Below are 14,087 nucleotides of genomic sequence, written 5' to 3'. Positions count from 1 at the left end.
TCATCGGCTCATGACGATCGCCGCCGACTACGTCGACTTCGCCGTCCGCGAGCTACGCGGGGTGTCACCCACGTACGAACGGCTGGCGCTCGCCGTCTCCCGCGACGACGAGCTGCTCGCCCGGCTCGGCGAGCTGCCGCCCGGCAAGCGGCAACCGAACCTGCTGTTCGGCGTCGTACGGCTGCTCGGCGGCCCCGTCGACGACCCGGCGGCGTTCCGCGGGTTCGCGGTGGCGAACTGGCCGGCGATCGCCGCGGAGATGCGCGTCCGGGCGACCCAGACGAACGAGGCCGGCCGCTGCGCCGTCCTGCTGCCCGTGCTCGCCGCCCTGCCGCAGCCGCTCGCTCTGCTGGAGGTCGGCGCCTCTGCCGGTCTCTGCCTCTACCCCGACCGGTACGCCTACCGCTACGGCGACCACCGGGTCGGCTCGGGCACGCCGGTGCTCGACTGCGCGGCCACCGGCCTGATGCCCCCGACCCGGCTGCCGCGGGTGGTGTGGCGGGCCGGTCTCGACCTGAACCCGCTCGACGTGACCGACCCCGCCGACGTGGCGTGGCTGGACGCCCTCGTCTGGCCGGAGCACAGCCACCGCCGCGAGCGGCTGCGCGCCGCCGCCCGGATCGCCGCCGCCGACCCGCCGCTGCTGGTACGCGGCGACCTGGTGGACGACCTGCCGGCCCTGGCCGCCCGGGCGCCGGCCGGCGCGACGCTCGTGGTGTTCCACACCTCGGTGCTCTACCAGGTGCCCCGCGCACGGCGGGACGCGTTCGTCGACGTCGTCCGCGAGCTGCCCGGGCACTGGATCTCCAACGAGGCCCCCGAGGTGCTGCCGTACGACGGGCTGCCGGAGCCGCCGAGCGAGGCGCTGCACAACGTGCTCGCGCTCGACGGCCGGCCGCTCGCCTGGTCGCGGGGGCACGGGCAGTCGATGGTCTGGTTCGGCTGAACCACCCGCCGCCGGCAGCGCCAGCGCTATGCGCGGTCCGGCAGCTACGAGCCGGTCCAGCAGCGACACGCACGCTCCGCCGGCGCTGCGAGCCGGTCCGGCGGCGTTACGCCGGCTCCGGCGTGTCCCGCATCCTCCGCAGTGGAGAGAACACCACGAACAGGCACGCGCTCCACGTGCCGAGCACGCAGACCAACAGCGCCGTACGTAGCCCGAGCGCCGTGCCGAGGGCACCGCCGACCAGCGCGCCGAGCGGGATCACCCCGAAGCAGATCCACAGGAACGCGGCGTTGACCCGGCCGAGGATGGCCGGCGGGGTGATCCGCTGCCGGTAGGTCGTCGACGCCACGTTGAACAGCACGGCGTTGGCGGAGAAGGCGGCCAGCCCGATGCCGTAGAGGAGTACGCCCCAGCCGGGCCGCGCCAGGGGCATCAGCAGGTAGAGGGGGCCGGGCGTGGCCATCGACACCCAGATGACCCGGGCCGAGCCGATCGACGCCGACAGCCGCGCGGCGAGAGCCCCGACCACGAGGCCGCCGACGGCGCTGACCGAGAAGACCACGCCCACCTGTACCGAGGAGGCGTGCAGCTCACGCACCATGAACGTCACCTCGATCGAGCTGGCCGCCATCACCCAGAAGTTCGAGGTGGTCGTGCAGGCGAGGATGCTCAGCAGGATCCGCTGGCGGCGGACGAAGGCGAGTCCGTCGGTCATCTGCACCCGCAGCGGCACCCGCTCCGCCGGCGCGGCCGGGTCCGGTCCCGACGACGGCCCCGACGACGGTCCCGTCGCGGACCCCGCTCTCGGGCCGGGCCGGATCAGTAGCAGGGTCAGCGCGCTGACCAGGAAGGCGAGCCCGTTGGCGAGGAACGTCCGCGCGGCGCCCACCAGCCCGATGAGCACACCGCTGAGCGTCGGCCCCACCAGCTCCGCGGCGTCCTGGCTCATGGTGAGCTTGGCGTTGCCGTCCACGAGCTGCGCCGCCGGGATCAACGCGGGCAGCATGCTCTTGTACGCGACCGTGAACAGCACGGTGAGCACGCCGGAGAGCCCCACCACCGCGTACAGGAAGCCGAGCGTGAGCTGCCCGACCAGCGCGGCCACCGGTAGCGACAGCATCAGCGCGGCCCGGCCCAGGTCGCAGAGGATCATCAGCTTCCGCTGGTCGGTCCGGTCGGCGAGGATGCCGGCCGGCAGCGAGACGAGCAGGTACGGCAGCCAGGCCAGGAAGGTGAGCAGCGACACCTGGAAGACGCTGGCGTGCAGGGTGTCCGCGGCGAGCAGCGGAACCGCCACCCCGGCGATCCGGGTGCCCAGCTCGCTGACCGTCTGGCCGCTCCACAGCAGCACGAAGTTCCGGTCGCGCAGCAGCGACGGCGGTCGGACGACGGGTGACGCCGGGGGATCGGCGACGTGCTGGCTCACCGGGAGGCCTGTCTGTGGGCACGGACACGGGACGTCGCGAACCGTAGTGGGGCGGCCGCGACCGGGCGCGGCATTTTCCCGCCGAACCGGCGCCGTTCGCCCGGCCCCGCCCAACCGGCGCCGCTCGCTCCGCCCCGCTCGCCCCGCCCCGCTCGCCCGGCCCGGGGCGCCGGGGTCGCTGTTCCTAGACTGCGGCGGTGACCGGTGAACGACGACCGCTGGCGGCCCGCCCGCTGACCGAGCCGCACCCGTCACGGCTGCCGGCGGACCACCCGGACCGGGAGCGGATCCTCGCGGCGCACGCCGCCGCACTGGAGGCGGGGGAGGCCGGCTACCTCGACCCGGGCAGCGGGCTGTTCGTGCTGACCGCCGGCTTCCTGGCCCGCCGCGGTACGTGCTGCGGCCGCGGCTGCCGGCACTGCCCGTACGTCGACGACTGAGCTCAGCGGTGCCGCCGGATGCGGTCCCACGTGGACGGCGGTTCGAGGCGTACGCCGCTCTCGATCGCGACGGTCACGGTAGCGCCCTCACCGGCGACCGCGCTGATCCGGCCGGTCTCCGTCCCGGCCGGCAGCCGTTGCGGCACCGGAGGGACGTCGACGTCCAGCCGCACCGGCATGCCGGGCCACCCCAGCACGCGTACGTCCTGCGCCGCGTGGAGGGTCGTGCCGGCGCCCAGCGGCCCCCGTACGGTGGCGACCGGCTCGCCGGCCTTCACGACCGGGTGCTCCGCGATCGCGGCCACCGCGGTGCGGATCAACGGTCGGGTCGCCCGGAACACCCGGTCCAGCTGCACGGGGGTGTCGGCGCCGGGCTGCCCCAGGACGGCGCCCACGACGGTGACCTTCCGGCCGGCCACCGTGGCGACGGCGGCGAAGACGAGGCAGCCGCCCGCCTCGTCGGTGGATCCGGTCTTGATTCCCACGACGCCGTCGCGGCCGACGAGGGAGTTGTAGTTGCGGACCGTCCCGGCGACCGGGAGGGTGGCCTCCTTCTGCGCCACGATCTCCGCGAACGCCGGCAGCTCCATCGCCTTGCGCGCCAGGATCACCTGGTCGACGGCCGTGCTCACGGTGCCCGGGTCGAGGCCGGCCGGGTCGGTGTAGTGGGTGTCGGTCATGCCGAGCGCGGCGGCCGTGTCGTTCATCTTGGCGACGAAGGCGTCGACGCTCCCGGCGTCCCAGGCCGCGAGGATCCGCGCCATGTTGTTGGCCGACGGGAGCAGCACGGCCTGGAGCGCCTGACGCTCGGTGAAGACCGCCCCGGCGACGACCGGCACGAGCGACTCCCCGCGCGCCCGTTCCCTCGGGTACGCGGCGGCCTGCGCCGCGCTGACGGTGAGCGTCGGTCCCTGCTCGCCGCGGTCGAGTGGGTGCGCGGTCAGGATGACGTACGCGGTCATCACCTTGGCGACGCTCGCGATCGGCACCGGCCGGTTGCCGCCCGACGTGCCGAGCGGGCCCAGCCCGTCGACGGAGAGGGCGGCCTGGCCGGCCTGCGGCCACGGCAACGCGGGGGCCGCCCCGGGGACGACCGTGGACGCGGGCAGGGTCCGTGTGACGGCCGGCGCCGGCAGGGGGCGGTGCAGCGGTTCGATCGCCACGAGGGCGGCACCCGCCAGGAGTACGACGAGCAGGCCGGTCACGAGCAGCCAGACGCTGGCGGTACGACGCCGGACCGGAGGCGGCGGCGTTGCGGTGGTCACGTGAGTCGTCGCGGACTCGGGCATGGACTCTCTCCCTACGGCACGTCGGTCTGTTCCACGTGGTCGTGTCGCTCAGGTCAGCGTTCTGACCACGTACGCGGCGGCCTCGGCGATCAGGGCCTGATCGTAGGCGGCGTCCCGCTCGGCCCGGCTCGACATGATCGCGATCACGAGCGGCGCGGCTCCCGGAGGCCACACGACGCCGATGTCGTTGAGGGTGCCGTAGTCGCCGGTCCCGGTCTTGTCGGCCACCGTCCACCCCCGCGGCACGCCGGCCCGGATGCGTGCGGCGCCCGCGCCCGTGGCGTTGCGTTCCATGAGGTCGCGCAGGAAGGCGCGGCGGTCGTCGGCCAGCGCGTCGCCCAGCAGGATCGCCCGGTAGGTGGTGCCGATCGCCCGGGGCGACGTCGTGTCCCGGGGGTCGCCCGGCGTGGCCTCCACGATGGTCGGCTCGATCCGGTCCATCCGGGTCACCGTGTCGCCGAGGCTCCGCACGTACGCGGTCAGCGCGGCCGGTCCGCCCAGCTCGCGGAGCAGCAGGTTGCCGGCCGTGCCGTCGCTGTAGCGGACCGCGGCGTCGCACACCTGGCGGAGCGTCATCCCCGTGTCCACGTGCCGCCTCGTGATGGCGGAACTCTCCATGAGGTCCCGTCGCGTGTACCGCACGACGGTCTCCAGGTACGACAGCGGGTGGCGGTGCAGCACGGCCGCCGTCGCCAGCCCCTTGAACGTCGAGCAGAACGCGAACCGCTCGTCCGCCCGGTGGGCGATCGTGGCGGCGGTGCCGGTGTCGAGGGCGTACACCCCGAGCCGCGCGTCGAACCGGCGCTCCAGCGCGACGAGGCCGGCGTGCGGCGCCGACGCCGAGGGGGCGGACGCCGAGGGGGCCGTGGGGGCGGGAGAGGCGGCCGACGGGCCGGGGGAGGGCGTCGCCTCCGTGGTGCAGGCCGCCAGCGGAAGGAGCGCGCCGGTGCCCAGGAGAGCGCGGCGGGTGACGGCCGGCGGGGAGGCGTTCGTGGCCCGTCCGCCGCCCGGCAGTGAAGATCGGGAACCCATGTGGAGGAGACGCGTGCGGCGACGCCCCTGGTTGCGCCGGGTCGTGTGGCGTCCGTCCCCTCGGGCGGCGGTTCCCGGTCTTCCGCATCGGCCCGGTTGCCCGTACGGTGTCCGACGGACATCCGGCGGGCCACCCGCCGGCGAGGTGGAGGGATGAGAGTGCGCGCCCGGACCTGGCTCGCCGCTTCGGCCGTACTGCTGACCGCCGGCTGCGCCTCGGAGCGCGAGCCGGTGGCGCTGCCGCCGCCCGCGCCCATCGCCCTCGACGTGCCCGCCGCGTCCTCCGGCGGCGCCTGCCGGCTGCTCGACTTCGCCGTGATCGAACAGCACGTGAACGTACGCTTCGACGTGGCGGCGGCCAGCGAGCGGGGCGACACCCACACCTGCGTGGTGCGGGCCGGGCAGGCCACCCTGCCCGAGCTGACGCTCACGGTGACCGAGACGTCGATGGACAAGGCCACCTTCGCGGCCGACGTGGTGCCGGACTCGGCCGGCAAGGTCACCGGGCTCGGTCAGCAGGCCTACCGGCGGACCACCGGCGCCGCCGGCGGCCACGGGCCGGCGGCCGAGGTGGGCTGGCTCTCCACGGACGGCCGGTTGGCGACCCTGCGCTGGACCACCCCGAAGGGCACCGCCAGGTCGGCGGCCGAGAAGCTCGTGGCCGGGCTGACCGCCCTGGCCAAGACGGTGAACACCAGGGCGTTGTGACGGTGCGCCGTCAGGGGGCGGCGACGAAGACTCGGGAGGCGACCTCGCGGGGCAGCCGGATCCGGTCGCCGGAGCGGTCGATCGACACCCCGTCGCGCTCCTGGGCCACCGTCACCGTGGCGCCCGGGTCGACCCCGGCGGCGTGCAGCTGGCGCAGCACGTCCGCGTTGGTCTGGACGCTCTCGCAGATCCGGCGCACGACCACCGTCCCGGACAGGCCGGGGAAGGCCAGGTTGCGCTCGCCGTCGGCCGCCGCGGTCTCCTCCGGCCCCGGCGAGCCCAACTCCTCCAGACCCGGGATCGGGTTGCCGTACGGCGAGCGGGTCGGCCGGTTGAGCAGGTCGTAGACGCGCTTCTCCACGGCGTCGCTCATCACGTGCTCCCACCGGCAGGCCTCGTCGTGGGCCTCCTCGTAGGGCATCCCGATCACGTTGACCAGCAGCAGCTCGGCGAGCCGGTGCTTACGCATCACCGAGACGGCGGCGCTGCGACCCTGCGGGGTGAGCGTCAGGTGCCGGTCGCCCTCGACGGTCAGCAGCCCGTCGCGTTCCATCCGGGCGACCGTCTGGCTCACCGTGGGACCGCTCTGCTTCAGCCGCTCGGCGATCCGGGCACGCAGCGGCGGCACACCCTCCTCCTCCAGTTCGAGGATGGTGCGTAGGTACATTTCCGTCGTGTCGACCAGGTCGTGTTTCACGTCAGCGGCCCTCCAGTGATCGATGTTACCGCGCCCCCGCTGTAACGACCGAGGCCGAAACGCGAGCCAGCTGCCCGGATGGTGTTGACTGGACGGCATGTCCGGTACCGAGGATCTCCTCGTCGAGCCCGACCGGCTCGCCGCCGAGATCGACTCCGCCACCCCGCCCACCCTGCTCGACGTCCGCTGGCGGCTCACCGGTCCGCCCGGACGCGACGACTACGCCGTCGGTCACCTGCCCGGCGCGGTCTTCGTCGACCTGGACACGGCGCTGTGCGGACCCCCGGGCCACGCCGGACGGCACCCGCTGCCCGATCCCGGGGCGTTGCAGGCCGCGCTGCGGGCCGCCGGCGTCCGGAGCGGCCACCCCGTCGTCGTGTACGACGGCGGTGACGGCATGGCGGCGGCCCGCGCCTGGTGGACGCTGCGCTGGGCCGGGCACCGTCCGGTCCGCCTGCTGCACGGCGGGTACCCGGCCTGGCTGGCCGCCGGCCTGCCCACCACCGCCGAGGTGCCGCGGCCGGCGCCGGGCGACGTCGAGGTGAACCCCGGCGCGCTGCCCGTGCTCGACGCGGCCGCCGCGGCCCGGCTCGCCGCCGGCGAGGGGCTGCTGCTCGACGTACGCGCGGCGGCGCGCTACCGCGGCGAGACCGAACCGATCGACCCGGTCGCCGGGCACGTGCCCGGCGCCGTCAACCTGCCCGCGCCGGAGTACGTCGCCGACGGCCGTTTCCCCGCCGCCGAGGTGCTGCGGGAGCGGTTCGCCGCCGCCGGGGTGACCGAGGGCACACCGGTCGGGGCGTACTGCGGGTCGGGGGTGACCGCCGCCCAGGCGGTGCTCGCCCTGCACCTCGCCGGCCGGCCGGACGCCGCGCTGTACGTCGGCTCGTGGAGCAACTGGGTGGCCGACCCGGACCGTCCGGTGGCCACCGGGCCGACACCCGGGGCGTGAGCAGGACGTACGCTGCCGTCCACCGGTCCACGTGCGACGATGGGCCCATGTCCGACGACACGGTGGTGGTGTGGGACGAGTCACTGCTCGCCTACGACATGGGTGACCATCCCCTCGACCCGGTCCGGGTGGAGCTGACCATGGCGCTCGCCCGGGAACTCGGCGTCCTCGACCGGCCCGGGGTGCGCCTGGTCAAGCCGGAACCCGCCGACGACGCGCTGCTCACGCGGGTGCACGAGCCCCGCTACCTGGCGGCGGTCCGCGCCGCGCCGTCCGACCCGCTGTTCGCCGGGTTCGGGATGGGCACCTCGGACAACCCGATCTTCGACGGGATGCACGAGGCCAGCGCGCTGATCGCCGGGGCGAGCGTCGCCGCCGCCGAGGCGGTCTGGCGGGGCGAGGCGCGGCGGGCCGTGAACGTGGCCGGCGGGCTGCACCACGCCATGCCGGCCCGGGCCTCCGGTTTCTGCGTCTACAACGACCCGGCGGTAGCCATCGCCCGCCTGCTCGACCTCGGGGCGGAGCGGATCGCGTACGTGGACGTGGACGTGCACCACGGCGACGGGGTGCAGCAGATCTTCTGGGACGATCCCCGGGTGCTGACGGTCAGCCTGCACGAGACGCCGCTCGCCCTGTTCCCGGGCACCGGGTTCCCCGACGAGACCGGCGGACCGAACGCCCAGGGCAGCGCCGTCAACGTGCCGCTGCCGCCGAGCACCGACGACGCGGGCTGGCAGCGCGCGTTCCACGCCGTCGTCCCGTCGGTGCTGCGCGCGTACCGGCCCCAGCTGCTGGTGACGCAGTGCGGCGCGGACGCGCACCGGCGCGACCCCCTGGCCGACCTGCACCTCTCGGTCGACGGGCAGCGCGCCACGTACCTCGCCCTGCGGGCGCTCGCCGACGAGCTGTGCGACGGCCGCTGGGTGGCCACCGGCGGCGGCGGGTACGCGCTGGTCGAGGCGGTGCCGCGGGCCTGGACGCACCTGCTGGCGGTGGCCACCGGCGAGCCGTTGGACCCGGCGACGCTGACTCCGCCGTCGTGGCGGGAACTGGCGGCCACCCGCTGCCCCGGGCGGGAGGTGCCGCTGCGGATGACCGACGACGTCGACCCCGCGTACGAGCCGTGGCAGCCCAGCGGCGAGCCGACCGCGGTGGACCGGTCGATCGCGGCCACCCGCAAGACGGTCTTCCCGCTGCTCGGGCTCGACCCGCACGACCCGCGCGACTGAGCCGGCCGGGGGAGGGCGGCCGGTGACGACCGTGGACCAGCCGGTGGACGTGCTGCTCAGCGACGGCACCACCGTCCAGTTGCGACCCATCCGGCCCGACGACGCGCTGGGCATCGTGGCCATGCACGCCCGGTTCTCCGAGCGCACCCGTTACCTGCGCTACTTCTCGCCGTACCCCCGGATCCCGGAGCGGGACCTGCAGCGTTTCGTCACCGTCGACCACCGGGACCGGGAGGCGCTCGTCGTGCTGGCCGGCGGGCGGATCGTGGCCGTCGGCCGGTACGAGCGGCTCGGGCCGGAGGCGCCGGAGGCCGAGGTGGCCTTCGTGGTGGAGGACGCCTACCAGGGCCGGGGGATCGGGTCGGTGCTGCTGGAGCACCTCGCCGACGCGGCCCGCCGGGTCGGCATCGTGCACTTCGTGGCCGAGGTGCTCCCGGCCAACGGGGCGATGCTGCGGGTCTTCTCCGACTTCGGCTACCAGCTGCAGCGGCAGTTCGCCGACGGCGTGGTCCACCTCACCTTCCCGATCGCGCCCACCGAGGCGACCCTCGAGGTGCAGCGTGGCCGCGAGCACCGGACGGAGGCCCGCTCGATCGCCCGACTCCTGGCGCCGCGGGGCGTGGCCGTCTACGGCGCCAGCGCCACCGGGCAGGGCGTCGGCGCCGCGGTGCTCGGGCACCTGCGCGACGGTGGCTTCACCGGCACGGTGGTCCCGGTGCACCCGACCGCCGCGACCGTCGCCGGGCTGCCCGCGTACCCCCGCGCGGCCGACGCCGGCGTGCCGGTGGACCTGGCGGTGGTGGCCGTGCCGCCCGAGGCGGCGCCCGCCGTGGTCGCCGACGCCGCGGCCGCCGGGGTGCACGGCCTCGTGGTGATCTCGGCCGGTTTCGCCGAGGCGGGCGCCCAGGGCGCCGCCGCGCAGCGGGCCCTGGTCCGGGCCGCGCACGCCGCCGGCATGCGGGTGGTCGGCCCGAACTGCCTCGGGGTGGCGAACACGGACCCGGCCGTACGCCTGAACGCCACGCTCGCGCCGGCGCTGCCGCCGCCGGGACGGGTGGGGATCTTCAGCCAGTCCGGGGCGTTCGGGGTGGCGCTGCTGGCCGAGGCGGACCGGCGCGGGCTCGGCCTGTCCCGCTTCGTCTCGGCGGGGAACCGGGCCGACGTCTCCGGCAACGACCTGCTCCAGTACTGGCAGGACGACCCCGGCACCGACGTGATCCTGCTGCACCTGGAGACGTTCGGCAATCCGCGCAAGTTCGCCCGGCTGGCCCGCCGGATCGGGCGGACGAAGCCGGTGGTGGCGCTCGCCTCGCCGGCCCGGCCACCGGGCGTGGGCGACTCCGCCGGCCCGGACGCCGTCGCGGTGGCCGCCCTCTTCACCCAGTCCGGGGTGATCCGGGTCGACACGGTCGCCGAACTGCTGGACGTCGGGGTGCTCCTGGCCCACCAGCCGCTGCCCGCCGGTCCGCGGGTCGCGGTGGTCGGCAACTCCTCGGCGCTCACCGGGCTGGCCGCCGCCGCGCTGGCCGCTCAGGGGCTGACGCTGGCCGACGGGTACCCCCGCGACGTCGGGCCGAACGGCACGGCGTCCGAACTCGCCGCCCTGCTGGCCGCGGCGGCCGGCGACGAGCGGGTCGACGCGCTCGCCGTGACGCTCGCCCCGCCGCTGCCCGGTCAGCCCGCCGACGCCGACGTCACCGCCGCGCTGCCCGCCGCTCTCGACGCCGGCAAGCCGGTCGTCGCCACCGTGCTGGCCGGACGCGCCCCGGCCGGGCTGCCCGCGTACGGGGGCGTCGAGGAGGCGGTCCGGGCGCTGGGCCGGGTGCACCGGTACGCGGAGTGGCTGCGCCGCCCGTCGGGCACCCTGCCGGAACTGCCCGGCGTCGACCGTGCCGCCGGTCAGGCCGCGCTGCGTCCCGAGGGTGCCGACGTGCCCGCCCTGCTGGCCGCGTACGGCATCGACCTGGTGCGGTCGGTGCCGGCGCGTACGCCGGACGAGGCGGTCGACGCGGCGCGGCGGCTCGGCTTCCCGGTGGCGCTCAAGGCTGCGGCGCACGGGCTGCGGCACCGGCTCGACCTCGGCGCCGTCCGGCTCGACCTGCCGGACGCCGCGACGGTCCGCCGCGCGTACGCCGAGATGGCCGCGGCCTTCGGCGCGGACGTCCTGGTCCAGCCGATGGTCCCGCCCGGGGTTGCCTGCGTGGTCGAGCTGGTCGAGGATCCGGCGTTCGGGCCGGTGGTCGGCTTCGGGCTCGGCGGCGTGGCCACCGAACTGCTGGGCGACCGGGCCTGGCGGGCCGTGCCGCTGACCGATCGGGACGCCGCGGAGTTGGTCGACGAGCCGCGGGCGGCCCCGCTGCTGCGCGGCCACCGGGGCGCCGCGCCGGTGGACCGCGCGGCCCTCGCCGACCTGCTACTGCGGGTCGGCCGGCTCGCCGACGAGCAGCCGCGGGTGCGGGCGCTCACGCTCAACCCGGTGCTCGCCCGGCCCGACGGCCTGTCGGTGCTGCACGCCACCGTCCGCCTCGGTGCGGCCCTCGACCGCCCCGACACCGGCCCTCGCCGCCTGTGACGGCGGGGCGGGTCAGGCGCGGCTGGAGATCTGCTGGACGGCCCACGAGTTGCCGTCCGGGTCCGAGAAGAAGACGAACCCGACGTTGTCCAGGGGGTGCGGGGTGGGGTTGGCGTTGCTTCCCAGCACCTGGATCTCGCTGACCGGTACGCCCCGGCCGACCAGCTCGGCGCGCGCCCGCTCGATGTCGGGCACCACCAGTTGCAGACCCTTGAGCGACCCGGGCGTCATCTCCGGGATCACCCCCGTGCCGAACACGATGGAGCAGCCCGATCCCGGGGGCGTGAGCTGCACGACCCGGCCGAGGCCGCCGATGGCCGTGTCGTGGTCGACGGTGAACCCGACCTGGTCGGCGTAGAACGCCTTGGCCCGGTCCACGTCGGACACGGGTACCACCACGACTTCCAACGTCCAGTTCATGCTGCGTCCCCTCACGCTGCCGGTGGAGCCGGTCACGCCTTGTTAGCCCACCCCGTCGGCCGGGTCAACCACCGCCGCGCCGGCGCACGCGACGGGCCCCGGCGAACCGCCGGGGCCCGAAGCCGTCAACGCCCTGGTCAGCAGGCGTACGCCTCCAGCCGCTGCGCCCGCTCCGGGGCGCGCAGCTTCAGCAGCGTGACCTTCTCGATCTGCCGGATCCGCTCGCGGGACAGGCCGAACTCCCGACCCACCTCGTCCAGCGTGCGCTGCCGGCCGTCGTCGAGGCCGAACCGCAGCCGGATGACCGCCTGCTCCCGCTGGGACAGGGTGGCGAGGACGATCCGGACCTCGTTGCGGAGCTCGCCCTGCGCCGAGGCGTCCCCCGGCTCGTCCCGCGGGTCGACGGCGGCCACGAAGTCGCCGAGCGCGCTCTCGCCGTCCTCGCCGACCGCCTGGTCCAGGCTCACCGGCTCCCGGTCGTACGAGATCAGCTCGATGACCTGGAACTCGGGGATGTCGAGGGCCCGGGCCACCTCGGCCACGGTGGGCTCGCGGCCCAGCGTCACCGACAGTTCCCGGCGGGCCCGGACCATCCGGTTGACCTGCTCCACCATGTGCACCGGGATGCGGATGGTGCGGGCCTGGTCGGCCATGGCGCGGGTGATGGCCTGGCGGATCCACCAGGTGGCGTACGTGGAGAACTTGTAGCCCTTGGCGTAGTCGAACTTCTCGACGGCGCGGATGAGGCCGAGGTTGCCCTCCTGGATCAGGTCGAGGAAGGCCATGCCGCGCCCGGTGTAGCGCTTCGCGATGCTGACCACCAGCCGGAGGTTCGCCTCGAGCAGGTGGTCCTTGGCCGCCCGGCCCTCGGCCGCGATCAGTTCGAGGTCGGCGCGCAGCTCGGGGGAGACGGGGGTGCAGGTGGCGAGCTTCTCCTCGGCGAAGAGGCCGGCCTCGATCCGCTTGGCGAGCTCGACCTCCTGCGCCGCGGTGAGCAGCTTCGTGCGGCCGATCCCGTTGAGGTACGCCCGGACCAGGTCCGTGGAGACACCACGCTCGTCGGTGGCGTCCAGGTCGGTGACGACCTCGGCGCCCGGGTTCGTGTCCGTGCCCGCGGCCGGGCGCATCCGGTGCTCCGTCATCTGCAGGGCCATCTCTCGTCTCTCCCCGTGTCGTGCCATCCCGGCCCCAGTGGTGCCGGTGACACACAGCTTGGCGGGCGGGGCGTTAAACGGGAGTGAGGCGATCGGGGACCCGACAGGAATCCGGTCGGATCGCCGTGGCGCGGCCGGCCGGGGCGGGTGTGTCGGACGGGTCGTGTTGCCCGTCCCGGTTACGGTGCCAGCGACCGGCCGGCGTGGCCGGCCCGGTAGAGGCGACGGAGGATGTTGTGGTCTTCAAGCGGCTGATGCAGGCGATGGGCGTCGGCGGCCCGTCGGTGGAAACCGTGCTGGCCAACCCGAACTGCCGTCCGGGCGGCCAGCTCGAGGGCCGGATCCAGGTGATGGGCGGCGACCACCAGGTCGACATCGAGTACGTGGCGCTCGGGCTGCTCACCCGCGTCGAGGTGGAGAGCGGCGACAACGAGTACGACACCAACCAGGAGTTCCACCGTCAGCGGGTGACGGGCGCGTTCCGGCTGGAGCCCGGTCAGCGCTACGACATCCCGTTCCGCTTCGACGTGCCGTGGGAGACCCCGGTCACCGAGCTGTACGGGCAGCACCTGCACGGGATGACCATGGGGCTGCGTACGGAGCTGGAGGTGGCCCGGGCGGTGGACAAGGGCGACCTGGACCCGGTCGCCGTACACCCCCTGCCCGCCCAGGAGCGCCTGCTGGACGCGCTGCTGCGGCTCGGCTTCCGGTTCGCGCGGGCCGACGTGGAGCGCGGCCACATCTACGGCGTACGGCAGACGCTGCCGTTCTACCAGGAGATCGAGTTCCACCCCGCCCCGCAGTACGCCCGGGCCATCAACCAGCTGGAGGTCACCTTCATCGCCGACCCGCGGCAGATGCAGGTGGTGCTGGAGCTGGACAAGCGGGGTGGCCTGTTCACCGAGGGGCGGGACGCGTTCGGCCGGTTCACCGTCGACCACGCCACGGTCGACCAGGTGGACTGGGCCGCCCAGCTCGACGGCTGGCTGCGCCAGTCCCTCCAGCGCCGCGGCCTGTTCTTCTGACCCCACCCCCGACCACCCCGACCGCCCCCGGCCCCCCGGTCACCTCCGGTTGATCATGACGTTATCGCTGCGACACGCCGGGTGGTTTCTAGGCTTCAGTGCAACTGATCTTGGTTGGGTTGGGGGTGCTGGTGGCGAGGCCGGGTGTGTTGACGTTCGGGCATCGGCAGGTGTTGGAGCATCTGTGGGGTTCAGGG

General features: G+C 74.9%; 13 protein-coding genes. 7 read left to right on the top strand and 6 right to left on the bottom strand.

Annotation, left to right across the window (positions count from 1 at the left end; translation table 11 throughout):
* Positions 1–10 precede the first annotated feature (10 nt).
* Positions 11–946, top strand: a complete 936-nt coding sequence (locus tag D7I43_RS27745; RefSeq protein ID WP_120331535.1) for a DUF2332 domain-containing protein — start codon at positions 11–13, stop codon at positions 944–946.
* Positions 947–1,052: 106 nt separating this feature from the next.
* Here D7I43_RS27745 and D7I43_RS27740 read toward each other — a convergent pair whose 3' ends face one another.
* Positions 1,053–2,372, bottom strand: a complete 1,320-nt coding sequence (locus D7I43_RS27740; protein ID WP_158610161.1) for an MFS transporter — start codon at positions 2,370–2,372, stop codon at positions 1,053–1,055.
* Positions 2,373–2,569: 197 nt separating this feature from the next.
* Between D7I43_RS27740 and D7I43_RS27735 the strand changes: the two genes are divergently transcribed.
* On the top strand, positions 2,570–2,812 hold the full coding sequence (locus D7I43_RS27735) for a DUF5522 domain-containing protein (RefSeq protein ID WP_120331597.1): 243 nt from the start codon (positions 2,570–2,572) through the stop codon (positions 2,810–2,812).
* A 2-nt stretch (positions 2,813–2,814) separates the two neighbouring features.
* Here D7I43_RS27735 and D7I43_RS27730 read toward each other — a convergent pair whose 3' ends face one another.
* The gene (locus tag D7I43_RS27730; protein WP_120331533.1) at positions 2,815–4,101 is read right to left on the bottom strand and encodes a D-alanyl-D-alanine carboxypeptidase family protein; all 1,287 of its coding nucleotides are present in this window, start codon (positions 4,099–4,101) and stop codon (positions 2,815–2,817) included.
* Between the two features lie 48 nt (positions 4,102–4,149).
* Positions 4,150–5,133 carry a class A beta-lactamase gene (gene bla, locus D7I43_RS27725; RefSeq protein WP_120331532.1) on the bottom strand — a complete coding sequence of 328 codons (984 nt, stop codon included), beginning with the start codon at positions 5,131–5,133 and terminating at the stop codon, positions 4,150–4,152.
* A gap of 153 nt (positions 5,134–5,286) precedes the next feature.
* Here bla and D7I43_RS27720 point away from each other — a divergent pair, with 153 nt between their 5' ends.
* The gene (locus D7I43_RS27720) at positions 5,287–5,841 is read left to right on the top strand and encodes a hypothetical protein (RefSeq protein WP_240033197.1); all 555 of its coding nucleotides are present in this window, start codon (positions 5,287–5,289) and stop codon (positions 5,839–5,841) included.
* Between the two features lie 10 nt (positions 5,842–5,851).
* On the opposite strand, the gene D7I43_RS27715 is transcribed toward D7I43_RS27720, so the two are convergent.
* A complete protein-coding gene (locus D7I43_RS27715) occupies positions 5,852–6,538 on the bottom strand; it encodes an iron-dependent transcriptional repressor DtxR (RefSeq protein ID WP_120331530.1) in 687 nt (228 codons plus the stop codon).
* Between the two features lie 97 nt (positions 6,539–6,635).
* On the opposite strand from D7I43_RS27715, the gene D7I43_RS27710 reads away from it, so the two are divergent.
* The 3 genes from D7I43_RS27710 to D7I43_RS27700 are packed head-to-tail and all read left to right on the top strand — an operon-like array spanning position 6,636 to position 11,291.
* A complete protein-coding gene (locus tag D7I43_RS27710; protein ID WP_120331529.1) occupies positions 6,636–7,490 on the top strand; it encodes a sulfurtransferase in 855 nt (284 codons plus the stop codon).
* 47 nt (positions 7,491–7,537) lie between these two features.
* On the top strand, positions 7,538–8,719 hold the full coding sequence (locus D7I43_RS27705) for an acetoin utilization protein AcuC (protein WP_120331528.1): 1,182 nt from the start codon (positions 7,538–7,540) through the stop codon (positions 8,717–8,719).
* Positions 8,720–8,741: 22 nt separating this feature from the next.
* Complete coding sequence (locus D7I43_RS27700; RefSeq protein WP_120331527.1) at positions 8,742–11,291, top strand: bifunctional acetate--CoA ligase family protein/GNAT family N-acetyltransferase; 2,550 nt, start codon at positions 8,742–8,744, stop codon at positions 11,289–11,291.
* 12 nt (positions 11,292–11,303) lie between these two features.
* Here the strand turns inward: D7I43_RS27700 and D7I43_RS27695 are convergent, their stop codons facing one another.
* Positions 11,304–11,711, bottom strand: a complete 408-nt coding sequence (locus D7I43_RS27695) for a VOC family protein (protein WP_120331526.1) — start codon at positions 11,709–11,711, stop codon at positions 11,304–11,306.
* Positions 11,712–11,848: 137 nt separating this feature from the next.
* Positions 11,849–12,865 carry an RNA polymerase sigma factor SigB gene (gene sigB / locus D7I43_RS27690; RefSeq protein WP_396843392.1) on the bottom strand — a complete coding sequence of 339 codons (1,017 nt, stop codon included), beginning with the start codon at positions 12,863–12,865 and terminating at the stop codon, positions 11,849–11,851.
* Positions 12,866–13,101: 236 nt separating this feature from the next.
* On the opposite strand from sigB, the gene D7I43_RS27685 reads away from it, so the two are divergent.
* Entirely contained in the window at positions 13,102–13,890 is a 789-nt protein-coding gene (locus D7I43_RS27685; RefSeq protein WP_120331525.1) for a sporulation protein, read from the top strand.
* Positions 13,891–14,087: the final 197 nt, after the last annotated feature.

This window comes from Micromonospora globbae, from assembly GCF_003610785.1.
Lineage (GTDB): Bacteria > Actinomycetota > Actinomycetes > Mycobacteriales > Micromonosporaceae > Micromonospora > Micromonospora globbae.
Note: the sequence above shows the minus strand (reverse complement) of the source record. Positions and strands in the feature narration are given on the sequence as shown.